At 69.1% G+C, this 25,135-nt stretch carries 13 protein-coding genes; 7 read left to right on the forward strand and 6 right to left on the reverse strand.

Translation table 11 applies throughout. The features are described from left to right. The first annotated feature begins 646 nt into the window (after positions 1-646). Together CEB94_RS35925 and CEB94_RS35930 are read left to right on the forward strand one after the other, a co-directional pair. Entirely contained in the window at positions 647-2,515 is a 1,869-nt protein-coding gene (locus CEB94_RS35925) for a CCA tRNA nucleotidyltransferase (RefSeq protein WP_246112022.1), read from the forward strand. 252 nt (positions 2,516-2,767) lie between these two features. Continuing rightward, entirely contained in the window at positions 2,768-3,097 is a 330-nt protein-coding gene (locus CEB94_RS35930; protein ID WP_175436120.1) for a deoxyxylulose-5-phosphate synthase, read from the forward strand. Positions 3,098-3,397: 300 nt separating this feature from the next. Here the strand turns inward: CEB94_RS35930 and CEB94_RS35935 are convergent, their stop codons facing one another. From CEB94_RS35935 to CEB94_RS41305, 3 genes are read right to left on the reverse strand one after another with little or no spacing between them, the layout of a single operon-like run. Beyond that, on the reverse strand, positions 3,398-3,742 hold the full coding sequence (locus CEB94_RS35935) for a hypothetical protein (RefSeq protein WP_175436121.1): 345 nt from the start codon (positions 3,740-3,742) through the stop codon (positions 3,398-3,400). Then, positions 3,739-5,076 (reverse strand): hypothetical protein, encoded by a 1,338-nt coding sequence (locus CEB94_RS35940; protein ID WP_175436122.1) that lies wholly within the window; start codon positions 5,074-5,076, stop codon positions 3,739-3,741. The genes CEB94_RS35935 and CEB94_RS35940 overlap by 4 nt, the downstream gene beginning before the upstream one ends. Before the next feature lie 6 nt (positions 5,077-5,082). Continuing rightward, the gene (locus CEB94_RS41305) at positions 5,083-5,274 is read right to left on the reverse strand and encodes a hypothetical protein (RefSeq protein ID WP_246112023.1); all 192 of its coding nucleotides are present in this window, start codon (positions 5,272-5,274) and stop codon (positions 5,083-5,085) included. A gap of 531 nt (positions 5,275-5,805) precedes the next feature. Here CEB94_RS41305 and CEB94_RS35950 point away from each other — a divergent pair. After that, complete coding sequence (locus CEB94_RS35950) at positions 5,806-6,132, forward strand: hypothetical protein (RefSeq protein WP_175436124.1); 327 nt, start codon at positions 5,806-5,808, stop codon at positions 6,130-6,132. A gap of 3 nt (positions 6,133-6,135) precedes the next feature. Here the strand turns inward: CEB94_RS35950 and CEB94_RS35955 are convergent, their stop codons facing one another. Both CEB94_RS35955 and CEB94_RS35960 read right to left on the reverse strand, forming a co-directional pair. Then, the gene (locus CEB94_RS35955; RefSeq protein ID WP_175436125.1) at positions 6,136-8,682 is read right to left on the reverse strand and encodes a GmrSD restriction endonuclease domain-containing protein; all 2,547 of its coding nucleotides are present in this window, start codon (positions 8,680-8,682) and stop codon (positions 6,136-6,138) included. 93 nt (positions 8,683-8,775) lie between these two features. Further along, positions 8,776-9,624, reverse strand: coding sequence for a hypothetical protein (locus CEB94_RS35960; protein WP_175436126.1), 849 nt, complete (start codon positions 9,622-9,624; stop codon positions 8,776-8,778). Positions 9,625-9,958: 334 nt separating this feature from the next. On the opposite strand from CEB94_RS35960, the gene CEB94_RS35965 reads away from it, so the two are divergent. Next, on the forward strand, positions 9,959-16,030 hold the full coding sequence (locus tag CEB94_RS35965) for an AAA domain-containing protein (protein WP_175436127.1): 6,072 nt from the start codon (positions 9,959-9,961) through the stop codon (positions 16,028-16,030). 80 nt (positions 16,031-16,110) lie between these two features. On the opposite strand, the gene CEB94_RS35970 is transcribed toward CEB94_RS35965, so the two are convergent. Then, entirely contained in the window at positions 16,111-18,282 is a 2,172-nt protein-coding gene (locus CEB94_RS35970) for a UvrD-helicase domain-containing protein (RefSeq protein WP_175436128.1), read from the reverse strand. A gap of 180 nt (positions 18,283-18,462) precedes the next feature. On the opposite strand from CEB94_RS35970, the gene drmA reads away from it, so the two are divergent. Genes drmA through drmC form a run of 3 tightly spaced genes read left to right on the forward strand, consistent with a single transcriptional unit; the run spans position 18,463 to position 24,961 of the window. Next, on the forward strand, positions 18,463-22,293 hold the full coding sequence (gene drmA / locus CEB94_RS35975; protein ID WP_218945951.1) for a DISARM system helicase DrmA: 3,831 nt from the start codon (positions 18,463-18,465) through the stop codon (positions 22,291-22,293). Next, the gene (gene drmB, locus CEB94_RS35980) at positions 22,290-24,185 is read left to right on the forward strand and encodes a DUF1998 domain-containing protein (RefSeq protein WP_175436129.1); all 1,896 of its coding nucleotides are present in this window, start codon (positions 22,290-22,292) and stop codon (positions 24,183-24,185) included. Before drmA ends, drmB begins: the two co-directional genes overlap by 4 nt. Continuing rightward, positions 24,182-24,961 (forward strand): DISARM system phospholipase D-like protein DrmC, encoded by a 780-nt coding sequence (gene drmC, locus CEB94_RS35985; RefSeq protein WP_175436130.1) that lies wholly within the window; start codon positions 24,182-24,184, stop codon positions 24,959-24,961. The genes drmB and drmC overlap by 4 nt, the downstream gene beginning before the upstream one ends. The last annotated feature ends 174 nt before the right edge of the window (positions 24,962-25,135 follow it).

The raw sequence follows: 25,135 nt of genomic DNA on the forward strand, positions 1-25,135 counted from the left end.
ATTCGTCTCTTGTGAACTAAGTGCATGGAGGTGATACTGACTTGCATGCGGCGTTCCCGCGCCCGGAGGCGTCCTCGCTCCGGGGAGGCAATGGATGCCGGAGGGTGCCTTCGTGGGCGATTCCAGGGCGACGGGGGACTCGTCGGAGTCCACCTGGGCAGACGGGCAGCAGGTGACCCTCTGGTGACTTCCGCGTGCGACATGAGGGGGCGCAGAGATGGCTTGGGCCGTGACCGAAGAGGACAACCGCAAGGTACAGACCGCCGTCCTGGGCGGATCCCAGGGGCATCAGCCCGTCTTCCTTCCCTTCGAGAAAGAGGATGCCCAGCGTCTCCGGCAGCTCCACGGTGCCGATGCGTTCAGCTGTGGTGCCCTCCTCGGAGGCTGCGGCCAGGTGCTGACCCTGCGCGCCTGCGGTAACAGGAAATCCCACTTCGCCCACCGCCCGCCCGTACGGTGCCGCCGCACCGCCGTGGGGGAGAACAGCGCGGACCACCTGTACATCGGAGAGGCCCTCGTCCTCTGGCTGCGCGGGCAGGGCCAACCGAACATCACGGTCGCGTACGTCCAGCAGGCCCATGCCCGCAGCGACTCGATAGAGATCCGGTTCGGGCCGAAAGGGCGACGCCGCCTTCTGCACGTACAGATGGTCCGCCGCTCCTTCTCCGAGTGGAAGGACGACAGCAGAAGGCTCCAAGCCGCGCCCGGCAAGCGCCCAATGATTCGCACATACGGGCCGGAGAGCGAACTCTCCCCCTACGAGGTACAGGCCGCCGGATACGCGCTGCGCTTCCGGTGCGAGACGCGTGACGGCACGCGAGAGGTGTCGATCGGTACGCAGTCGCCTGATCACACGGTTCAGTGGACGATTCTCGAACGGTGCCGCCTGAGCGACCTGGGACTCGTGACGCCGTCCCTCGAAGTGGCTTCGGAGGGCGACGTTCTGCGTCTCAAGACAGCGGAGGGGGCTGCGACGTCGGCGCCTCAGCCACGGCGACAGGCAACCGAACGGGACAAGGTGCGCGGGCGGGAGAAGCAGCCGTGGGCGACGGATTCCCCACCACACCAGACGGCCGGGGCCGCACTCCAGGAAACTGTCGATCCCCGGGTGGAGGCGGCGCGGGCAGGGCTCCCGCCGGTCGTCGACGATCTCCTGCATCGTTTCACGGCCGCGGGGTTGGGCCTCACGCTGGTCGGCACCTCGGTGCGCCAGGCGCTGGAGGGGAACGTCGGTCACGAACTCGACTTCGTCACGGAATCCGACGTGCAGCAGATACGACAGATCATTCACGGCTGGGGAGACGAGGTCCGGGTTCACCGAGAACACACACCCGGTGTCGTGAGCCTGCGCAAGCAGTCGGACACCGACAACTACAGCCTGCGGATCAGCGCATGTCCGACACCGCCGCACGACCGTTCCCCCAGATCCCGACGTGCGGTACACGAGAAGGCGTTGGAGGCATACCTGCGGCGCAGGGATTTCACCATCGACGCCATGGCCCTCGGACTGTCGCGCGTGACCCTGACGGATCTCTTCGGCGGCCTTCGGGACCTGGAGCGGCGCGTACTGCGCACGCCGCGCGCGCCTACGGCGTCGATCGCCAACGACCCGCCGCTGATGCTTCGAGTGGTTCGCGGTGCGGCCCGACTTGGCTTCGAACCGGTATCGGAGCTGAGGGACGCGATGCACACCATGGCGCGACGAGTCACCGAGGTCCCAGCTGAACACGTGCGGGAGGAGCTCACGGCTACCATGCTCGCGGCCCGGCCCAGTACCGGTCTGCGCCTGTTGGTCGACACGCGACTCGCCGAACACGTCCTGCCGGAGCTGCCGGCCCTGCGGTTCGAAAGCGCCGAACATCACCGTCACAAGGACATCTACGAGCACACACTGAAGGTCCTCGACCAGGCCATCGCCCTGGAGACGGACGGGCCCGACCTGACACTGCGGTTGGCGGCGTTGCTCCACGACATCGGTACGCCACGCACCCGCCGGACCGGCCGGGACGGTCGTGTCTCCTTCCACCACCACGAGGTAGTGGGGCGCAATATGGCCCGCAAACGTCTTCGTGCCCTGGCGTATCCGGGGCAACTGATCGAGGATGTCGCCCGGTTGGTGGAGCTGCATCTCCGGTTCCACGGCTATGTCGACGGGCGGTGGACCGACCCCGCTGTGCGTCGTTACGTTCGCGACGCAGGCCCGCTGCTCGGCCGGCTGCACCAGCTGACCCGCGCCGACTGCACCACGCGCAACCAACGGAAGGCGAATGCCCTCGCGCGTGCCTACGACTCCCTGGAAGAGCGCATCGAGCACCTGGCTGTCGAGGACGAACGGCAGTCCGCCCGTCCGGACCTCAACGGCCACCAGATCATGGAGGTTCTCGGCATCCGTCCCGGGGCCGAGCTTGGAAGAGCCTATGAATACATGCGGGACCTCCGCATCGAGAAAGGCCCCATGAATTTCGAGACGGCCAGGGACGCGCTGCTGGAATGGCGAGCCCGGCGGGACCGCTGACTCCGGCCGGCCCTCCGACCGACGCACGACCAAGGCAGGCTGGCGAAGGATGCCGAGACCTGGGCGTCCGCCCTGCACTACTCCGACGGAGCGACCCAGGACGGAGCCGTGGGGGACTACAGCGGAAAGGTCAAGCAGATCTCGCTCTCCACGGGTGCAAGTGAGCCCGGCTCGTAGGGCGAGCTGACCTGCGGGCACCCACGGTGCCGAAATCCCGTCGAGTTCCGCTCGGGCGGCGCCTACCCTGCTTGCATGGCCCACGCGAAGACCTCGTATGTCTGTCTGCCCTGCCGGGCCTCGTACAAGCAGCCCTACGACAGGGACAGGCAGCGGAGCTGCCCCCGCTGCACGCAGCCACTGATCCATGTGGGCTCCGCCTTCGCCACACCCCGCCGCCGGGACACAGCGGCCTGGCGGACGCTGTCCGTGCTGCTGCACGCGGGCGTCCGCTTCCACAAGAGCTGCTGCGGCGGGCCCGGCTACCGTCCCCGCTCCCTGAGCGAGGTTCGCGAGCGGATGACGTACGCCCGGCGCAGCGGCGAGCCCTTCGCCAGGGCACTCGTACGGTACGAGGTGCCCTGACCCCGACCCGGGGCCGAAGAGGGCGGCCGCGGGGGACGAGAACCAACCGGGCCCGTGCGGAGGCTGGTTCCCGTGCCGTGCAGTCAGGTGTGGAGCGGCTGTGTCAAGCCGCCTGAACAGGGGCGGAGCTCCCTGCTGGAACCATGTCCACCGAGATCACTGTTCGGCTGGGAGCTCCGTGGGTGCCGAGCCTGGCCTCCTTCGTGAGGTTGTCGTCGATGAAGGGGCGTTCGCGCCCCAAGTGTCCGACTGGCGGACGAAAGGCAGGCAGACTCTGATCCCCCGTCGACCTGGAGATACTCAGAGTTCGGGGGCGAGCAGGGTCAGCCGCAGCAGCGCTGCGACAGCCAGCACTGCGGGGATGGCGTACCACCACTTGCCCAGCCACCTGGCCTTTGAGAACAGCCACGTCAGCAGGGCCATGACGCCGGAGAAGGCCAGGCCGACACTGGCTGCGACGCCGGAATTGGCCACGGCTTGCTTGTCCCAGGGGCCGTCTGGCTCGACCATGTAGGCGGTGAGCACGACATAGCCCGTCACCAGCATCGCCAGAGCCAGCACGAGCGCGCACACGGCGGTGGCGACCCGGCTGGGGGACCTCGGCTGCCGGCTCTCGCGCACACCGGCTGTCGGGGTGAAGCTCACCTCAGTGCCTCTCTCGCATCATCCAGTTTCCGGTCGAAACCCCGACCATATGCCTGGGCGTCGCTGCTTTCGTAGTAGGGGCCGCCGTTGTAGCGGGCCGCCAGTTCCTGCATCTGGGCGCGGGTCATCTGGCTCGGCGGTACGTCCGCGAAGCTGCTCTCCGCCTTGAGCTGGGCCAAGTACTCGGACGCGATGAAGGTGTTCTGGGCCGGGTCCTTGGTCGCTTCCACGATGGCGTCCCGCTGCATGTCGGTGAGGTTGTGCGGGTCGTACCCGAGTACTTCGGCGGCCCGGCGGACCTGGATCGCGATCGGGCCCATCGACGTCTGGTCGGCGTCCTCGAGACCGGGAACGTTCCTTCGTGCTCCATACGCCGCGTCGTCGAGCCAGCCGGGGTCGCCCTCCACCTCCTGCCAGGCGATACCGGCGACCATCTCGGGCGGCAGTCCGGCGTCCTGGGCGGCGGCTTTGATGAGCTCCTTGTTGGCAGAGACGTACTCGCGGCGGCCCTCGTCCGAGTTGGACCACAACCAGTAGTTGTTGCCCTGGGCGTCGGGCAGGCCGTCAACGCGCATCTTGATGCGGTACAGCGGCTCGGAGATCACAACGTGGTCCCCCATCGTGGGGAACGCGTCCACCTTGGGACCGGAGCCCGGAAGCTGGGCGTAGGGGTTGTCGCCGGCCTGCCGTGCCTCGGCGCGCAGCGGGCCCAGGTTCTGCAAGAACTGTTCCGGGTCGCCGATGGTGCTGCGGAAGTCGGGCAGGGAACGGTAAGCGGCCTGAACCACCGCCATGCACGTCTCGCGTGCCTCGGACTCCACGCGCAAGGCGTCGCCGTAGTGGTCCTTGGTCTGGTTGTAGTAGCGCTCGGCGTCCTCGCGGATGGCGTCCAGGTCGACACTCAGCTCGGCGAACCAGTCCAGCACACCCGTGGTGTCCCGCAGGTCCTCCCACTGCCGCAGGGGCTCCGCAGCGCGCGCGGTCGGGGTGATCGCGGAGGCCTCCCGGCCCATCACCTCCGCCAACTTGCCCTCGGTCTGCTGCCCACTCTTGAAGTGGCTCTTGGCGGTGGTGACCGCCTCCGCGTACGACGAGAGCGCCTTACCCGCCCTACTGAATGCCTCCGACAAGGCGTCGGTGAGCTTCCTGGCCTCGCCCAGGCGTTTGACGTACAGGTCACGGGCTTCGCTCTGCCAGTCCACCTTGCCCGCCTTGCGGAATGCGTCGTCGGTGGTGTCGATCAGCTTGTGCAGGCGGTTGAACTCCGCTGCGTTGCGCTCGATGAGTGCCGGGTTCGAGTCCTCCAGGAACTCGACGTCCTTGCGATAGGCCACAGCGGATCACCGGTCCTTGGCTTCGACGTAGCTGCCGCCCGCGAGGACGGAGCGCAGCCGATCGCGGACGTGCTGGTCGTACTCGGTGTACGCGTTGTTCGCTGACTTCAGATGGCCGGCCAGCGCCGCGAGCAGCACGACCGCGTCGTCGTACTGGTCCTTGGCGTACCGGGCGAAGGTGTCGACTTTCGCGGCCACATCGGGATGGGACCGGGGAACACGGCACACCGTAGCGTTCTCCGCGTCCATCCGCCCCTCGTAGAGAACTCCTGCGACCTCGATGAGCAGATGTGAACTTCCGTCAACAGACTCCGCGTTCACGGAAAACCCGTCTCGGAGTGCGCCCGGACTGTCAGAGGATCCCCCTCCGTCAACCGGCAGCTGGTTCAGCTGCGTGTGGGCCGAATGCTGCTGCCGTGCCAAGGCATCCGTCTTGAGCTGAGCCCACTCTTCTTCCCATGACACTCTGACCGCCCCCGTTCGGTTGTGACATTGCCTGAGCATATGTGCCTGTCCAAGCAGTCAAGTCTGTCACGGGTGGGCCAATGGTGATCAAACGTGTCGGGTTCGTGTTAACCAACTAACCTGCTGGCGCCACCCGTTCAGGGGTCCTCACCCCGAGCCCGCTGTCCCGGGACATGATTTCGTTGCTCGCTGCCGACACGGACGCGGCGACCCCGTGGCCGGCCACCGCTTACGTCCCCGGTCTTCGACCCCGCGAACTCGGCCATGTACGCGATCGAGAACGAACACCTGAAGACCGACGCGAAGAGTCAGGGCGCCCGTCGCATGCTGGGTGACGTCGAGCGAGCAACCGGTAGCGAGGAGCCGATGCTCTCCGCCGTCGTCGCAGGGAGGGCGGGCGGTCCTGTGCCCTCCTTCTGCGACATTCTCAAAGCCGCGGGCCTGGCTGTCCCGCAGACCGACAAGGCACTGCTGAAGATCTGGCGCCACGAGCAGGAACGCGCGCACGCCACCTACGCGAACCCGCCCCGCCCGCTGCCACCCAGGCTGGTGCCGACGGTGTCCCAGACCGCGTCACGAACTGACTGTTGACCGTCAGCCCCGCCGCGCCAGATCCAGCGCCGCCACCCCCACGAACCAGTCCAGCACCTCGCAGATCTCGTCACTGTGCTCCGCGAAGACCCTGACCGGGAAGGACGGACGCAGCTCCAGTTTCGCCTCGGGCAGGTCGATGCCGTCGATCTTGTTCAGGCGGTTCAGGAGTTCTCGGCGCTGCTCCGTGTCGTCGAAGGGGCTGCGGGTCTTCAGGTACTGGAAGACCACCTCGACCGTTCCGCTGACGGGGTAGATCCCGACCGGCCACATCAGGTGCGGTCGACGACTGGTCCCGAGGTCCAGCATGGGGAAGCAACTCGTCTCCTCGTAGCGGCCGTAGGTCACGTGGCCGCCCTGGCGGCGCCAGAAGTCGAGGGCCGCCACGACTCCGGCGTACGCGTCAGGCGAGTTCTCCCGCAACTGCGCGCGGAACCGCTCGGCCGCCGCCGCATCCTCCCCCTCGGGGAGTGGGTCGTGGGCGGCGGGCTGTGCCACGTCCCTGCCCAGCAGGGTGGCCAGCTCGGCGGCCGACAGGCGCTGGGAAGGGTGGGCCCGCCCGAGGGAGTCGAAGCGCACTCCTTCGCTCGCCAGCAGTTCCTGCGGCGGCGGCCGGTCACTGCCGTCCGCCCAGCGGAACTGCTGGGAGATCCTGCCCTCCACGGTGAGCACCCGGTAGGCGCCGATCACGCTCGTGTTGGCGCCCAGGTAGGCCCCGACGGGCATCGGGTGGCTGCCGATCAGCTCGGCGACATCGCCGTACGTCGTCCAGGTGCCGCTCGGCATCGCCACGAGAGCGGCACGTAGCTCGACCCAGCCCGGCGATTCCTCACCGGTCGGCTTGACTCCGCCGATCGGACCGGGCCACAGCTCCACGGCACGGTCGGCCAGGCGGTCGGCACGTTCCAGGATCTGTGTTTTGCCCCAGCGCTCTGCCGAGGAGATCTCGAGGTTCATGCGCAGGGCACTGGAGTCGAGGATCTGCTGCTTGCGTTCGAAGGGGTGATTGGAGAGCTTGGCGTTGTCGCCGGTCAGCGTCAGGTTGCCGAGCGTGTGCACCAGAAGGTCGTGCAGTTCCTGCGGAGTCTGGTTCGGCTCCGTTTCCTCGGCGAGCAGGTCGAACCAGGCGGGAGCGGGGCGTTGCGGCAGGACGTGCTCCACACTGAGGGCCGCCTTGGCGAAATCCACGGGCTCGGAGGCGGCGTAGCTCTCCTCCAGGCGGCGCAGGATGTAGCTGCGCTGGGGAGGGCGCCCAGACCAGTAGAACGGTTTCGTGCGGACCGCCTCGCGCAGTTCCTCGTCGCTCGGCCAACGCCGTCGCCGGCCGGACAGGAACCGCTTCACCGCCTCGGCGGCCGGTCGGTCGGTCTCGAGCTCCTTCGGCGCCTCCATGAAGATACGGTTGAGGTTGGTGGTCGGCGTCTGACAGATCAGGCGGCGCACCAGATAGGACTCGACGTAGCCCAGCGCCTGGGCGGCGTCGTCCGGGGTCGTCCTGCCGGCGTCGAGAAGGTCCAGCAGGTGCAGCGTGAGCGGGTAGTGGGTCTGGCCACCCCAGGCGGCCAGACGCTCCAGGACCGCCCGAAGGGCGGGAGACCGCTCACGCGCGGGATCGATGATCCGCAGGAATCGCCTGGCTCGCTGGGCAAGTTGCTCGATCTCGCGCTGCAGCGCGTCCTCATCGCCGGTCAGCGGCTGGAGTCGTTTCTGCTGCTCGCGGTAGATCTCACTCTGCTTGGTCTTGTAGTGGCCACGTACCACCAGGTCGAGCCAGACCAGGAGTTCGAGGTTCTTCGGACCGAGACTCCGCTGCATGGGCAGCCACAGTTCCTGGTAAATCCGCTCGCCACGCTTGGGCAGCAGCATGAACACGTAGTTGCGCAGCAGGTCGCTCTGACTGAGCCCGACCCCCGTGTTGTTGATCGACTCGAAGATCCGGTACACGTTGTCGCCCGGCTCGGCGGTGATCTCCACGATGGAGAGCAGGTCCTTGAGCGCCGTCTCGACCGTGGCGGCCCACTGCGCGTCGCCCGCCTCGTGGCCCTCGGTGAGCGCACCGCGGAAGAACCGGTAGGCAGCCCCGATGTTGTCGCCTCCGCCGGCGTCCGCCCGGGACTGGACACAGGCGGTGTACGCCTCCCGGTCCGCCTGCGTGGGCAGCAACCGATAGTGGTCCGCGCCCTCGTGGAACTCGTTGACCAGTATCTGGCGGTGTACCCGGTCGACTCCGCGCGCGTCACCCATCTCCTTCAGATGGTCGCGCAGCGCGGTGAAGGCCAGCATCAGCGTGGTCAACCGCTGTTGTCCGTCCACCACCAGCCATCGCTGCACCCCACCCGCTTGGATCTGACCGGGTGCGAGCACCACCGAGCCGAGGAAGTGTGGCGCGGCCGGCTCCCCGGCCAGGTGCTGGTCGACGAGTTCGCCGACGTCCTCCCACAGCCGCTGAAGCTGCTCCCTGCCCCAGCTGTACGTGCGCTGGTAGAGCGGCACCTGGAACTGCTTGTCCCCTTGGACGAGCTTCAGGAAGGTGATCTCCTGGGCGCGCATGCGCCTCCCTTTCCTACGGCACCCAGACGGGTGTACAGGGTCGAGCCGTTCATGTCCGATGTCTCACGACCCAGAGGCAGTTGTCCGATGAATCTATCCTTCGCCGGCGTCGCTGTCCGCCGGAACCAAGGACGAACGGCTGGAGATGCGCGGCATCGTCTCGTTGGGGGAGCGGCGCAACAGTTTGATGGTGCGGCCCTCGACCCACGCGTTCCAGGCTTTGAGGTAGTAGAGCAGGTGCTCGCGCGAGTCGTCGCGGCGCCGGTGCGCGTTGCCCAGGGCCAGGTTGAGCATGGTGTTGCGCAACGTCAGACGTGGATCGCCCGGCTCCAGGCGGGCGCCGGTGACGACCCCCGCCTCCCAGTCGGACTGGTCGATGTCGGGCCGGGCCTCGCTGGTGACGTACCAGCCGATCGTCGCGGCCGTGACGGTGATACGGCACCCCCGGTTCAGTGCGATGCCGTGGTGCAGGGCGTCGCGGACACCGGGGTGTTCGCCGAGCAGGTTCAGAAGCTGGTCGTTGCTCGTGACCGACGATCCGCCGCTCCACGCGGAGTTGGGGGCACTGCGGTAAAGGTGCAGTCCTCGCAGGGCGGCCGCCAGGTGGGTCGCGTTGGCCTCCCCCGCGAGGGCCAACGCGTCCCGGCCGGTGCGCTTGCGGCCCGTGTCCATCACGGTGAACGCGGTGCGTGGCACGCCGTGCGTGACGGTCAGGGGCACGGTGACGCCCGCCTTTACGATGGCGGCCAGGCGGTGCTGTCCGTCGATGAGAACGTCGTCCTCGTCGAAGGCGATGCCCTGGTGCGTCAGCTGCCATTCCCCACGCTGGATCTGGCCGGCCAGCTGCTGCACCGTGCTCTTGCTGAGCGGCCTGTTGTTGGTGTTGCGGGTGAGCCACTGCGCTGCCAACTGGGGTGACACGTCGACCACTTGAATGTGCATTGGGGACCTTTGCCTTCCTCTGGGGGTGACGTCCGCGACAGCTTGTCTTGGATTGTGAACTAAGTCAACGCCAATATCGCATGAAGGCCGGGTTCGAAGATGCTGTCGAGACTGATGCGGGTTCTCGGTAGTCACTCGCCTGTGGCGATTTGTGCGGGGTGAGCGTTGTGGACGGGGGTGGGTGTCCAGGTTTGCTGCTACGCTCGAATTGTGTGCTCAGTTCACAGTCGAGTCCGCGCGCCGGGGGCGTCTTGTGACCGGGCTCGTGGTGGTCGGGGCGGGATGACCGGGCGGGTCACCGGATGGCCCACAGGAGCAGTGATGGGGTGGGCGTGTGAGTCAGGATGAGCGCGGGCTGGGCGACGGTCTGCGGTCCGTCGGTTCCGTTTACCAGTACGACGACGGTCTGTACGTGCGGGTGGACGACGTCGTGCCTCACGTGCTGGCAGACCCTGAGGACGGTCACGGCTACCGGCAGGGTGACGACCTGGTGCGCTGCACCCTGCACCTGAGCAATGGCACCGGGCGGCCGTTCGACCTCGACGGCGTCACCCTGCTGGTCCGGGGAGGGCCGTACGGTAAGACGGGCCGTCAGGTGCACGAGTACAGCAGTGATGTCATCGACGACGCGCTCGAGGGCACTCTGCGTACCGGGCGCAGGGTCTCCGTCACCTGGGCCTACAGCATTCCGGCCGGTACCGCCGGCGACCTGGACATCGAGGTCCGCTTCCCGGCACGCGACCGGGGGAGCGTCACGTTCAGCACGGCGTCGGCCGCCGCCACGGTGGTCGGGGAGCGCCCCGTACGAGTGACGTTCGACCAGTCCGTGCTGTTCGGTGAGCGTCAGCAGTCGTTGTTCGCGGACCTGGATGACGCCCCGAAGCCCGGGACCACGAACGGGGACACGTACTCGGCCGCAGGTGGGCAGCGAGCGACCGTACCCGCCGTGCTCGACGCCGTCCCGGCCCAGTCGGCCGGCCCCGCGCGACAGGCCGCACGGACGCCCGTCCCGGAGGTCTCCGCCGACGGCCTGGACGCCGCTCGCGTCCGGCAGATCTTCCGGTTCCTCGCCGAGGCCGAGGAGTCGAAGACGCGCCCCGTGCGCACCCTCGACGGCGCGGCCGGCGCCGTGTGGTTCGACGAGTTGCCGGACGACGACGGCGTCGAGGTGATGATCGACGGCACTCTCGCAGGGGACGACCCGGCCTGGCTGACCGTCGCCCGCCCCGAACGCGAGGACGCCCCACACCCGAAGACGCTGCTCGCGCCCTGGGTGGACGAGACCCGTATCCGTGACTTCAAGGAGCCTCGCGCCCCGCACCTGCGCCGGCGTATCGAACCCGACTTCCCCGACTGGTCCCGGGGCATCCCGCTCGACAAGACCTACCACGAGTTGGACGAGCACCCCCAGCGCGAGAAGATCGAGAAGCTGTACGGCGCCTGGGAACAGGAATGGCTCGCCTGGGCGGAACGGCGCCGTGCGATCGATCCCCTGGTCCTGCTGTACGACAGGCTGCACAAGATGCACGAGGACGCCGCGGGCCTCGGCGAGGCGTATGAACTCGTGCTCGGGCTCGGCCGACTCACCTGGCAGACGACCACCGGGCAGCGGGTGGAACGACACCTCATCACGCACCGCGCCACCCTCCGGCTCGACCCGTCCACCGGCACGCTCACCGCCGCTCCCGACCCCACCGGCGCGGGCCTGGAACTCGAAGAAGGAATGCTCGAAGGGGCTCAGCACGTGCCGGGCGCCGTGCGCGAGACGATCGTCGAGGAGCTGGAAGGCGCCTTGGACGTGACCGACCCCGAACAGCTCGACGCCGTACACACCGCCCTGCGCAGCTGGGTCAACGCCGCGCACAGCGCCGGAAGTTATGCGCCGACCGTCGAGCGCGCCAAGCCGCGCAGCCTCGACGTCCCGCAGGTGGGACTCACCCCCGCACTCGTCCTGCGTGAGCGCAGCCGCCGCTCCACCATGGACGCGCTCAAGGCCATCGCCCGGCAGATCGACGCGGGCACACCGCCCACCGCACTGCTCAGCTACATCGCGGGCCGGGACGGCGCGCTGACCGCGGCGGACCTCGCGGCGGCGGAGGACGACGGAACGGCGCAGGGTAGCGACGAGATGTACTTCGCACTGCCCGCCAACGAGGAGCAGCGCACGATCGCCGAACGCCTGCGCTCCAACCGGCTCGTCGTCGTCCAGGGACCGCCCGGCACCGGCAAGACGCACACCATCGCCAACCTGGTCACCGACCTGCTCGCCCAGGGCAAGCGGGTCCTCATCACCAGCCACACCCCGCGCGCCCTGCGCGTGCTGCGGGACAAGCTGCCGGAGTCCGTCCGCGACCTGTGCGTGAGCCGCACCGAGGACGGCGCGGCCGCCCAGCGGGAGCTGGAGGGGTCCGTGCAGCGGATCCTCGGCGAGTACGCGGGCTACGACGAGAAGGCCTCCCGCAAGGGAATCCGTACCCTCCAGACGCGCCTCGCCCAGGCCCGTGCCGCTCAGCAGGCCATGCTGCGCGACCTCGCCGTACTGCGCGAACAGGAGACCCACCGCTTCGAGGCGGAGATCGGCGACTACAGCGGCAGCCTGCAGGAGATCGCCGAGCGCCTCACCACGGAGGCGGGACGGTACGACTGGCTCGGCCCGGTCCCGCAGGAACAGCCCGCCCTGAGCGCCGACGACGCCCTGCGGCTGCTGCACGCCACCCGTGGGTACACCCCGCACCACCAGGCCCTCGCGGCCGAGGTGCCCGGCCCCTCCGAGTTCCCAGGCCCCGGGGACTTCGAGGAGGCCGTACGGATCGTACGGTCGGCTGAGGACGCACACGCGGCCGCGCGCGAGGACGCCCTGTGCGCGGAGTACGACACGGCCGTGAGGAGTCTCGGCGAGAGCGAACAGCAGCGGCTGTCCTCGGCGCTCGACGCCTTCTCCACCACCCGCGCCCGCGCCGCGGCTCTCGCCGCCTCCGTCGGTGACTGGGCCGCGACGCTCCTCAGGCAGGTGATGGAAGGACAGGACTGGCAGACACGCAGTCGGCGGGCCGCCGTCACCGAAACCCTGGCGGCCGTCGACGGCTCGCTCGCCACGCTGGGCACGGCCATGGTCAGCGGCCTGGAGCAGTACGACCCGGCCACGGCGCTCGCCCAGGTCACCGCACTGCACGACGGCCTCGGGCAGGGACAGAAGCTGCGCGGCCCCCTCGGTATGCGCTCTAAACTGGCGAAGACGGCCGGCGCGTTCGCGGAGAACGTACGGGTCGACGGGCGGGTATCGGAGGACGTCCCGACCTCGGCCATCGTCCTCGCTCGCGTCCAGCTGGAACTGCGCCTGGCCCAGGTGGAGTCCGAGTGGGGCACGCCCGTCGCCGCCTGGCAGGGACACGGACCGCGCCTCGCGCGACTGCGGCAGGACGCGGAGGTGCTGGACGCGCTGCTCGCCGTCGCCGCCACCCGCACCGACGTCCTGACCGCCGCGGCCACCTCCCCGGCACTCGCGGTCGCCGCGTGGCACGACCTGTCCGTCGAGAACGCCGTACGCACCCTGCTGCGCGCGTCGACCACCCTGCGTGCGGCCGAACAGTCACGCAAGGCCATCGCGGACGCCGAGGAAATGCTGCGGGCCTGGGGCGACCGGCCCGGTGTGTCGCCCACCGTCGTGCGCGCACTCGGCACGGTCCGCGACCGTGACCCCGATGGCTACCGCGCCTTCAGCGACGAGATGGCCGAGGTGCGTGAGGCCGCCCGGCTACGGGCCGAACAGGACGCGGCCCTCGCTCGTGTCCGCGAGGCGTTCCCCGCCCTCGCCGACCGGATCACCAGCACACACGAGGACAGCGTCTGGGACGTCCGCCTGCCCTCGCTCGCGGAGGCCTGGACCTGGTCCGCGTGGCGCGACCGCATGGAGCGGCTGACCCACCCCGAGGCCGAGCGAACTCTGCGCCGACGGCTGACGGAAGCCGACGACGAGGCCCGCATCATGCTCGCGCGGCTCGCCGCCGCCCGCGCCTGGCACCGCTGCCTCGGACTGCTCACCGGAGATCAGTCCCGGGCACTCAGCGCCTACCAGCAGGCCGCACGGCGCATCAAGGGCAAGTACCAGCACCGCTACCGGCGTGACGCACAGGCCGCTCTGCGCAAGGCGCAGACGGCGGTGCCGGCTTGGATCATGCCCCTGCACCAGGTCGCCGAGACCGTACCCATGGACAGACCGGGCCTGTTCGACGTCGTCATCGTCGACGAGGCCAGCCAGTCCGGCCTGGAGGCCATGCTGCTGAGCTGGCTCGCCGACCGGATGGTCGTCGTCGGCGACAGCAAGCAGGTCAGTCCGTCCAACGTCGGCCTCAAGCAGGACGAGTACTTCCACCTCAGGGATCGTCTGCTCACCGCGCTGGAACCGGACGTCCGCAGCCTGTTCGGCCCCGAGTCCAGCTTCTTCGACCTCACGGAAGCGCTCTCGGCGGGCCGCGGCACGCTCATGCTCAAGGAACACTTCCGGTGCATGCCGGAGATCATCTCCTTCTCCAACGACCTCTGCTACAACCGTGATCTGCTGCCCCTGCGGCAGTACGGCGTCGACCGGCTGCCCCCGATCCGCACGGTGTACGTCGAGACCGGCGAAGCCGTCGGCGCCAACACCCGGCTGACCAACGTCGCCGAGGCGGAGGCACTCGTCGACGCGATCGTCCGCTGCTGCGCCGACCCCGCCTACGACGGGAAGACCATGGGCGTCGTCAGCCTCCGCGCGAGCAAGGGGCACCTCACTGAGCTGGAGAACCTGCTCGCCGAGCGCCTCGACTACGAACAGCGCGAGGAGCGGCGCATTCGCGTCGGTGACGCCGAGGACTTCCAGGGCGACGAGCGGCACATCATGTTCATCTCGTTCGTCAACTCGGCGACCACTGCCGCCGGATCGGTCCCGGGCGGCTTCAACGGCAAGACCTACGAGCAGCGCATCAACGTGGCTGCCTCACGTGCCCAGGACCAGGTGTGGGTGTTCCACAGCGCGCGGGCCGAACAGTTCCACGAGAACGACCTGCGCAGGCGGTGGCTCGATCACCTCACCCGTCCCGCGGAGGAGGACCTCGTCGTGGTCGAGGGCGAGGTCCTGCCCGATGTCCGGCACGAAGCCTTCGACAGCCTGTTCCAGCAGAAGGTGTACCTGGAACTGACGGCACGGGGCCACCGGGTCCGTCCGGGATACAAGGTGGGCCGCCACACGATCGACCTGGTCGTGGAGGGCGGAACGCGTCGCCTCGCGGTCGCCTGCGACGGTGATGCCTTCGCCGAGGGTGAGGACGCCTCCACCGCGGCCGCCAGACAGCGCGACCTGGAACGCGTCGACTGGACGTTCATCCGGATCCGGGGCAGTCGCTTCCACCTCGACCGCGAGCAGGCGCTGGCCCCGCTGTGGGCCGAACTGGAACGGCTGGGCATCGAACCGGTCGCGCCGGAGCCGGAAGAATCCGGCGCCGCAGATGACGCCGCGACCGACGGGGCGGAGCCGACCGTTGAGGCGGCGGCCGGCGGTGAGGCGGCGGCCGACCGTGACGTGGCCGTGACCTGGCACGTGGCCGAGACTGCTGATGTGGCCTGGGCAGGGGCCGGTGATGCTGCCGTGGTCGGTGACGGCGGGCCGTCCGAGCAGCGGGGCGCGTCGAGCCATGAGGCGGGGGGTCGGGACACGGCGCGAGCACAAGCGCCGACGGGAGCGGCGGCCGCCCTCGGGGCGGTGCCCGCGCCCAGGGGCACGGACCCGCGCGAGTCCCTTCGTGGTCAGGCCCTGTGGGCGACGTCTGCTCCGACGAGGCCGCGTGCCATGACCGCCGGCAACGGGGCCGCTCCCACACGGGCCACTGGAGCGACGGTTCCTGAGGCAGCGTCTGCCGTACGACCGACTGGCCCGGCCCGGTCGGCGGTGCCCACCCCGGCCGCACCGAGTCCTCTGCCCGTCCGGGAGATCCCCGCCGCGGCCTTCCAGCGGCTGGTGCGTGAGCTGCAGCAACTCCAGGCGGCGGTCGACGCTCCCTGCGAGCCCCCCGAAGGAGCGGACGCGGCCCAGCTTGTCTTCCTCAGGAAGACCCAGGCCGAGCAGCGCGACCGGCGCACCAAGCGCCTCGCCTTCCTGCGGACCTTCCTCGACTCCGTCGGCGTCGGGCGGGAAGGAGCCATCCCCGACGTCGTGATTCCAGGCGCTCTGCTCCGCCTGGAGTTCGACGGACAGCTGGATGAGGACACGCTGTACACGATCGCCGAACTGCCCACCGAGGAGGCGGACATCGTCTCTCCGTCCTCTCCTCTCGGCCACGCGCTGACCTGGCAGCCGACAGGACGCGAGATCTCGTACGACGCGTCCCAGGGCAGGTCGCGCACGGTCGTCGTGCGGGAGATCCGCGTCTGATCGCGGCCACGGCACTGCGACAAGACGGGCCCTGCCCCGCGGACCCACCCTTCGGGCTGCGGGGCACGGCCCGATGCGGCTCAGCCGGTGACAGGGTCCAGCATGCGGCTCCGCTCACCGCTCCAGGAGATCGCCAGGGCGTCGCGCGCCCGCGTACAGGCCACGAAGAGCAGACAGTGCTCGGCCAGAAGATCCGAACGGTGCTGCACGGCGTCCTCGTCGGCCGGCGTCACCTGCGGCGCGAACGGCAGAACGTTGGACGTCACGCCGACGACGGCCACACAGCGGAACTCCAGCCCCTTCATGGCGTGCATGGTCGCCACGCGCACACCCGAAACCGTCGGCCCCGGGTCGTCCTTGACCGCGACGGCGGGGACGCCCTCCCGGCGCAGGCGGGCGATGACCGCGTCGACCAGTGTGTTGAATCGGGCGCACACCGCCACTTCGGACGGCTTCACACCGTCCTGGTCGATCCATGTGCGGATCTGCTCCACCAGCGCGCGCAGTTCGTCGTCCTGGTTGCCATGACCACGAGCCACCGGGACGCGGCCGTGCAGCTCGGAACGGTAGCCGCGCAGCGAGTCCCGGCCGCCGTCGTCCTCGTCGTCCTCACCGAGTCGGCCCACCGGCTGACCGTCCAGGAGGGACGCGGACCAGCGCAGGATCTCCTCCGTGCTGCGGTAGTTGAGGCGCAGCCGGGACGAACGTCCACGCACGTTGACGCCCAGTGATCGCAGCGACACCCGGGAGTCGTAGATGCGCTGATGCGGATCGCCGACGAGGAAAAGGTCATCCGCCTGCTCGGCCACGCAGGCACGCAGCACCCGCCACTGGGCCGGATGCAGGTCCTGGGCCTCGTCCACCACGACGTGACGGTAGCGCGGCCCCTGCTCGGCCAGAATCCGGGCGGCCTGGTCGCACACCATGGTGTACGTCGCGGAGTCACGGGAACTCAGGTCTGCCGTGAATCGCTCCATGACCCGCCACAGCCGGGCCCGTTGCACTCGCCCCACCTGTGTGCCGCGCCCTCTGCGCACACATCTCAGGTACTCCTCAGGCGTCCGGAGCCCCTGAGCCAGGACGACGTTGCGGAACTCCTGGGACAGGAAGCGTTCCGACCAAGGAAGGTCTTCGCGCGCGGCGGCACGGACCCACGCGCTCTTCTCCGATGCCGCCGACAGCGGTTTCGGCGAGCTGCCCCTGGCTTCCCGGATGACCCTGGCGGCCAGCGAGTCCACCGTCGTGACGTCGACACGCTCGAGCAGATGCGCGTCTGCATCGCCGAGCAGGAGGGCCAGGCTGTCCCGCAGGGCGGCCGCCATGGCGTTGGTGAAGGTGGTGAGCAGAATCCGGTCGCCCTCGCGGCCGGTGCGCAGCAGGTGCCGTACCCGGTGCAGGGCGACGACCGTCTTGCCGGTGCCGGGGCCGCCCGTCACCTGAGCCGGCCCGTTGAAGCCCGCGTGGTAGGCGTGCCGGCGCTGGGCGGGGTGCAGGAAGACGCGCCAGCGGATGAAGTCCTCGGTGAGGATCCGCTCCAGCTCACCGGGGCCGGTGACCTCCACGATGCGGTTGGGCGTGTTGAGGATCGCCTCGCTGAGCGTGACGGCCGGCCGGTCTTCCGCCGTGCGCACCGTTTGTCCGCGCGAGGCGATCAGTTGCTCCCAGACGTCCTGGGGCGAGTAGCCGGCCGCCAGGTATTCCAGTACCTCGTACTGATCGGCAGGCATCATAGGGGGCGCCATGACCGTCAGGTCGTCGGCCGTGACGCACACGCGCGCCAGTCGCAGGACCTGCTCGTCGATGCCGAGGTCACGCAGCACGGTGTCGGAGTGGTGCGCGAAGAGCCGGGCCGGGGTCTGGACCGCCTTCGTCTCGAAGTAGGTCTCCATCTGCTCGAGTGCCTCGACATTGCGTACCTCCAGCCCGCCGGTGGCGCCGTTGACCGAATAGGTGCGCTTGCAGGCCCAGTTGATCGCCTCGTCGTGGGGTGCCACTCTGAGGAGGGTGAACAACTCACTGCCGTCGTCCGGGGCGAGGAGAACGCCCCGGTAGAACCTGGTGACCCGGATCGTACGGATCCGGGGGTCGCGCGCCCGCTCGAGCTTCTCCAGATGCATTCCCTTGCTGGCATGGAGCTGAGGCACGGTCAGGCTCCGGAACATCTGGATTGCGTCGTTGACCTCCTTCTGGACAGGTCTCTGCAGGGAGATCAGATCCGCGACGAAGTCGTCGGAGAGGGCGAGACGGGGCATGGGAGTCCTCGGGTCGCGGACGGGCGGTGGCGGGCACCAGCCTAGAGACTGACGGAATGCAGAGCGACGGACCCCCCGTATTCGTTGTGTGAACTGAGTCAACGAGTCTATATTTCTCGTGCTGTCACACCACCGGTGCACATCCGTGCTCCAACGGCCCTGTCCGAAGGGACCCACCGCATGCCGGCCCAGCCTGCCCAGGCCGCTGTTCCGCACCCGCTCGACGAAGTTCCTCAGACGTTCCGTGCCGGGGACTCCTACGCGGTGCGCGACGCACTCGTGCACTACATCCGCCGGGATCTGCTGGGCCCCTGGGACGGTGAGACGGAAACGCTGCCGAGCGCCTCCTCCGGCCCCCGTGACCGGTACCTGGTCGGCATGCTCGGTCCGCGCCCCCAGGCCGTCACCGCCGATCGCATCGCCCGTGCGGCCGCCCAGGGCGCGGATGGGGAGTCGGGTGACGAGCAGGAAGGTGACGACAGCGACCTGCAGGACCGGTTGAGCCCCCAGGCCGCCGGACACATCTGGGCATCCTCCATGGGGCTGTCCTTCACCGCGCCGGCTTCGGTCGGCACGCTCAGCGCCACCGTCCGCTGGGGTCGCTACACCCAGTCGGACGAGGCCACCGAGCGAGGGACGACGCGCAGGGTCTGGTCACGTGAGCCCGTCGAGCGCCTGGTGGACATCGACGTGACCGACGGGGCCGACCGCACCGTTCAACTCGACGGCGATGCCGTCGTCCTCGACGTGCAGGTACGCCGGCACACCGGCCGAACGGGCGCCGAGGATCTGCGCATAGTCGAGCTGGCCCTGGTGAACCGGCAGCCGGACAGCGCGGACGCGCGCGACGCGCACTGGCTCTTCCAGACCGAGATCGACGTCACCGCCTTTCCCGACGACCAGGCGGCCGTTTTCCTGCCGGTCGACGACCCCCTCGACCCGGCGAGCCACGACAACGCGCCCGAGGACGCCGAGGAACGGCGACTGCGCCTCCTCTACCGGGACAGCCTCAGCCACGCCAAGGGTCGCAACGTCGCGGTTCACGCGCACGTCCGCGACGGGGAGCGCAACGCCCACCGCCTGACCACCGTCTGGCTTCCCGAGTACGACGTCAGGGCGACCACCGCGCCGGCACTTGAGGAGCAGGACCTCCTCCAGGGGCTGGAGCTGGGCATGGACGAGCTGGCGGCACTCGCCGTGCCCGACCGCCGGGCCGAACTGAGCGCCGTTCTCGCCCCGTTGGCCGACGGGTACGGCACGTGGCTGGAGCAGCAGCGCCGCAGTGCCGCCTCACTCCCCGAGGACCTGCGAGAAGCGGCCATGACCGCGATCGAACAGGCACTTGAGGTCTGCGACCGCGTCACCCTCGGCATCGACCGGCTCGTGGCCGACGAGACGGCCCTGCTGGCCTTCCGGTTCGCCAACAGGGCCATGGCCCTGCAGCGCCGCAACACAGCCATCGCGGCCGCCCGTGCCGGCCGCGAGAACGATTCCCGGTCCTACCAGGAGGCCTACGACGAGGTACACGGCAAGGGCAAGGCGGCGGCCAGCTGGCGTCCGTTCCAGCTCGCCTTCGTCCTGCTGAACATCGACTCGCTCACCCAGCCCGGACACCCGCACCGTGGTACCGGCCGTGAAGCCCTCGTCGATCTGCTGTTCTTCCCCACCGGTGGCGGCAAGACCGAGGCATACCTCGGACTCGCCGCTTATACCTTCGCCTTGAGGCGCCTCCAGGGCACCCTCGGCTCGGGTGCGGAGGCCCGCAGCGGTGAGGCGGGCGTAGGCGTGCTCATGCGCTACACCCTGAGGCTGCTGACCGCCCAGCAGTTCCAGCGCGCCGCCGCTCTGGTGAGCGCCTGCGAAGTCCTGCGCCGCGAGGAGTTCGCGCGAGACCGGCGCTGGGGGCCCACCCCGTTCCGAATCGGGCTCTGGGTGGGCACCTCCGTCTCACCGAACTGGTTCGACGAGGCGAAGGAACAGATCGCCGAAGCCAAGGAGAACGCCAGCGACAAGCACGCTCGCGTCCTGCAGGTCCTCACCTGCCCCTGGTGCGGCAGCGGGCTGACCGCCCGCTCGAACATGGAGTACGACGAAGGCCGCCGCAGAGTCCTGTTGTACTGCCCTCGCGCAGAGGGGGAGGACCGCTGCCCCTTCTCCCGTCGCGAAGCACTCGGCGAAGGCATCCCCGTGCTCACCGTCGACGAAGAGATCTACCGGCTCGCGCCCTCGCTGCTGATCGCCACGGTCGACAAGTTCGCCCAGCTCCCCTGGAACGGCTACTCCGGCCTGCTGTTCGGCAGGGTCACCGAGCTGTGCCCCCGCCACGGCTACCGCCACGACGACCTGGACGCCAAGACCGGCTGCGGTGGCCGCCACAACGCCAGGGGCGACCTGCCCGGAGTCACCGCCCAGCCCGTCACCCGCCTGCGACCTCCGGACCTGATCATCCAGGACGAGCTTCACCTGATCTCCGGAGCCCTCGGCACCACCGTGGGTCTTTTCGAAGCGGCCGTCGACCAGTTGTGCACGTGGAGCTTCACCGACGTTCACGGAGGACGTCACGAAGTCGGCCCCAAGATCGTCGCTTCCACCGCGACCACCAAGCGGGCCGCCGACCAGGTGCTCGGCGTCTTCGGCCGCAAGGTCGCCGTCTTCCCGCCCCAGGTGCTGGACGTCGGCGACACGTTCTTCTCCCGGCAGGTGGAACTGAGCCGGGAGAATCCCGGCCGCCGCTACCTCGGCGTCTGTGCGCACGGCACTCGCCTCAAGGCCGCCGAGATCCGCGTCGCGGAGATCCTGTTGCTCGCGGCGCAGCAGCTCTTCGACGACTACGGCAGGCCGGCGGACCCGTACATGACTCTCGTCGGCTACTTCAATGCGACCCGTGAACTCGCCGGCATGCGGCGGTACATGGACGACGACATCACCACCCGGGTGCGGTCCAACGGCAGCCGCAAGGGTCAGGACACGCTGTCGGACCGCATTGTGAGCAGAGCAGGGATGCTCAGCATTCAGGAACTGACCTCACGCATCTCTTCCTCGGACATCGGCGCGGCCCTGAAGCGGCTGGAGATCGAGTTCGACCCCGAGCGGGACACTTCGGTGCGCAGGCGTGCTTTCCTGCGCGAGTACGCCGCCGCCATGAAAGACAAGCGCGAACCCCGAGCGTCCATGACGCCGTTTGTTCGACAGGCCGTCGACGTCGTCCTCGCGACCTCCATGCTGCAGGTCGGCGTCGACGTCTCCCGCTTCGGCCTGATGCTTGTCGTGGGCCAGCCCAAGAACACGGCCGAGTACATCCAGGCGTCCTCACGGGTCGGCCGCGACGCCGCCCGTCCGGGCCTGGTGGTGACCCTCTACAACTGGTCACGCCCTCGCGACCTCGCCCACTACGAGGACTTCGAGCACTATCACGCGACGTTCTACCGCCAGGTGGAAGCCCTGTCCGTCACCCCGTACACGCGCCGCGCGCTCGACCGCGGTGTCGCCGCCACCTACGTCGCCGCGCTGCGCCACGCGACCTACGACTCCTCCCGCAACCTCGACGCCCATCACGTCGACCTCGACGGACCACTCGCCCAGGACGTCGAACGGCGGCTCCTCGAACGCGCCGAACGGGTGGGAGGCGACCGGCCCCGCCAGTACCTGAGCGAACGTCTGGACCGGCTCAAGGACGAATGGCGCCGCAAACGCGACGAGAGCAGTTCGGCCCTCGCCTACCGCAAGGAGAAGCACAAGACGACCGTCGTGAACGGCCTGCTGCGACGGGCGGACGGATCCCGGTGGACCGAACTGACCGTCGGCATGTCGATGCGCGAGACGGAGAACGAGATCAACCTGCTTCTCCCCGGCGGCGGCGCCTTCCTGGAAGAACCCTCGGGCGACGGACCCGACTGGACGTTCGGCGCCTCAGGGACCGACTCCGGCACCGACCCGGACACGGCGAGCACCGTGGACAGCGACGAGTACGGGCCCGTCACGGCCGACACGGTCAGGAAGGCACAGCGATGAGCAGTCAGGGCAGCAACCGCAGGGTCGGCGCCGTACGGCCCAGCCACCTCATGTTCACCGCAGGGGTCGGGGCCCTCGTCGACCTGCCCAACTTCTCCGTCCTGATCCGGGGAATCGACTCCTGGAGTCACTCCGGTGTCACCGACTACGACATCGACGAACCCCGGCTGCGCGCCGCCGTCAACCGGTCGCTCCAGCGCTATGGACGTGGCCAGGTCGAGCAGTTGCGTGCCGCTCCCTGGCTGGAGGGCGCCGACGCGGACCCGAAGGGCTGGGCGGCACAGGGGGTCGGAGTGCCCGTCACGCCGTTCCCGCAGTGGCTGCGCTGCACCGCGTGCAATGTGCTGGCCGCGATCGACTCGGGTGAGTTCGCCTTCGTCAACGCCAACCCACGGACACCGCACGAGGCGAAGTTCGTCCACGACTGCAAGCGGGGCAAGCCGCTGGCCGTGGCGGCCCGATTCACCCTCGTGTGCACCGCCGGCCATCTCGACGAGTTCCCCTACACCCCGTACGTGCACCGTGGGCAGGCCTGCGGCAAGACGCCGCGCCCGAAGCTGCGCATGAAGGACCATGGCGGCAACCAGGCCGCCAACGTCACCATCGAGTGTGTCGCCTGCGGCGTGAAGCGCAACATCCGGGAAGCCATGGGCGAACGAGGCCGGCGCAACCTGCCCCGGTGCCGTGGAAGGCATCCGCATCTCGGCACCTACGAGACGAACGGCTGCGACCAGGAACCGGTCCTGATGGTGGCGGGCGCGTCCAACCAGTGGTTCCCGCTCACCCTCAGTGCCCTGGCACTTCCCAAGGCGCAGGGCGGAGACATCGGCAAGCTCCTGGACGACCACTGGCCCGACCTCGAACTGATCGAGGACCGAGGGCAGTTCGACTTCATGGCGCGCATGCCCAAGTTCACCTTTCTCAAGGAGTTCGACGCCGACGCGGTGGTCGCGGCGATCACGGCCCGCAAGCAGGGAACGGCCGGGTCGGCCCCCTCCGCCCCCGACGTCCAGGCCGACCTCTTCGGACCTGAATGGGACGCGCTCTCCGGTCCCGTTCCCACCCCCAGCGACGACTTCGCACTCCGGCAGATGCCCGTGCCGGCCCGTCTGAGCGAGTTCTTCGCCGACATCAGACAGGTCGAGCGGCTGCGTGAGGCGCGGGCGCTGATCGGGTTCACCCGGCTCGACGCGCCCGACCCCGAATCACCGGAGATCGCCACGCGCGTCGAGCTGTCCCGCGGGATCCGGAACTGGGTACCGGCCAGTGAGGTGCGCGGTGAGGGCGTCTTCCTCCGCGTGCGGGACGGTCTGATGGCCGAGTGGGTCGCTCGTATGGAGAAGTCACCGCAGATGGAGGCGCACAGACAGGCGTACGCACGGTTCCGCGCCAACCGGAAGTCGGACCGCAAGACCAGTGACTTCGACCCCTACTACGGCTGGCCCGGAGCGCGGTACATCGCCCTGCACACCCTCTCCCACCTGCTGATCCGCACCATCGCCCTGGAGTGCGGCTACAACTCCGCCTCGCTCGCCGAGCGGATCTACGCGGGTGACGACCAGAATCCGAGGACGGGCATCCTCATCTACACCGCCGTCCCGGATTCCGAGGGCACCTTGGGAGGTCTGGTGTCCCTCGCCGAGGAGCGGGAGTTCGACCGGATCGTGCGTCGGGCCCTGACCGACGCGCGCCACTGCTCGGCCGACCCGCTGTGCGCCGAGCGCCTGCCGCAGGACCCGGCCGACTTCCTCCACGGAGCCGCCTGCCATGTCTGCCTGTTCGTGTCGGAAACCACGTGCGAACGCGGCAACCGGTTCCTTGACCGTCGGTTCCTCGTGCCGCTGACCGGGGACCAGGATCCTGTGCTGACCCCGGTCGGTCTGCTGCCGTGAGCCGGCCCGCCTTCGAGGGCGCTGCCGAGGCCGCCGTCGTGGCCCTCGGTCTCTCCCGCAGCAAGGACCTCGCCGGCTTGCTCGCCCAGGGACGTACCAGGGAACGGATACTGACCGAACTGGCGACACCCGGAGTCAGCGAGGCTGTCGCGGCGCTGCACGACGCCATGGAGTCGGAGTCGGTGCCCGCCTCCGAGGCGGCTGCCTATGTGCGCGGCTATGTCGCCGCCCGGCGGCAGGCCCGGGACACGGTGCAGGTCCGCACCGTGTGGAGCGGTCCTTCGACACCGGCGGTACCGGTGCGCGCCACCGCCCAGGTGCTGGTAGAGGTCATCAACGAGGCGCAGCACGAACTGCTGGCAATGACGTACGCCGCTCGTCCGTATCCCGCCCTGACGCGTGCCCTGACAGAGGCTGCGGGCAGGGGCGTACGGACGCACGTCGTGGTCGAGACCCTGGCCGGCGCAGGTGGCCTGCTCTCGGGGAGGGAACCGGCCGAAGCGTTCGCGTCCGTGCCCGGCCTGCTGCTGTGGGTCTGGGCACGGGACCCGGCCGAAAGTGGCCGCTCACGCCAGCACGCCAAGCTGGCGGTCGCCGACCGTCGCACTCTCTTGCTCGGCAGCGCCAACCTGACCGAGTCCGCTGCTCGGCGCAACATCGAGGCGGGTGTGCTGGTGACAGGCGGTGAAGCACCGCGGCGCACGGCAGAGCACATCGTCGAACTGCAGCGCCTCGGCATACTCAGGCCTTTCCCGCCACATCAAGCTCCCGGCTGAGCAAGGAACTATGCTCGCGGTGGGAGCTCTCCGGCGGCCGGCAGCAGCGCTTTGCCGTCGCGATTGAGCAGGCCCTGAGACCCACCCAATTGTGAGCGACGAACCCATCCCTGATGATTCGTCTGGAGCGATCACCAAAGTTATATTCCGTTACTGGCAGAGGCTCACTGCCAT

Source organism: Streptomyces hawaiiensis, assembly GCF_004803895.1.
Taxonomy (GTDB): Bacteria; Actinomycetota; Actinomycetes; order Streptomycetales; family Streptomycetaceae; genus Streptomyces; species Streptomyces hawaiiensis.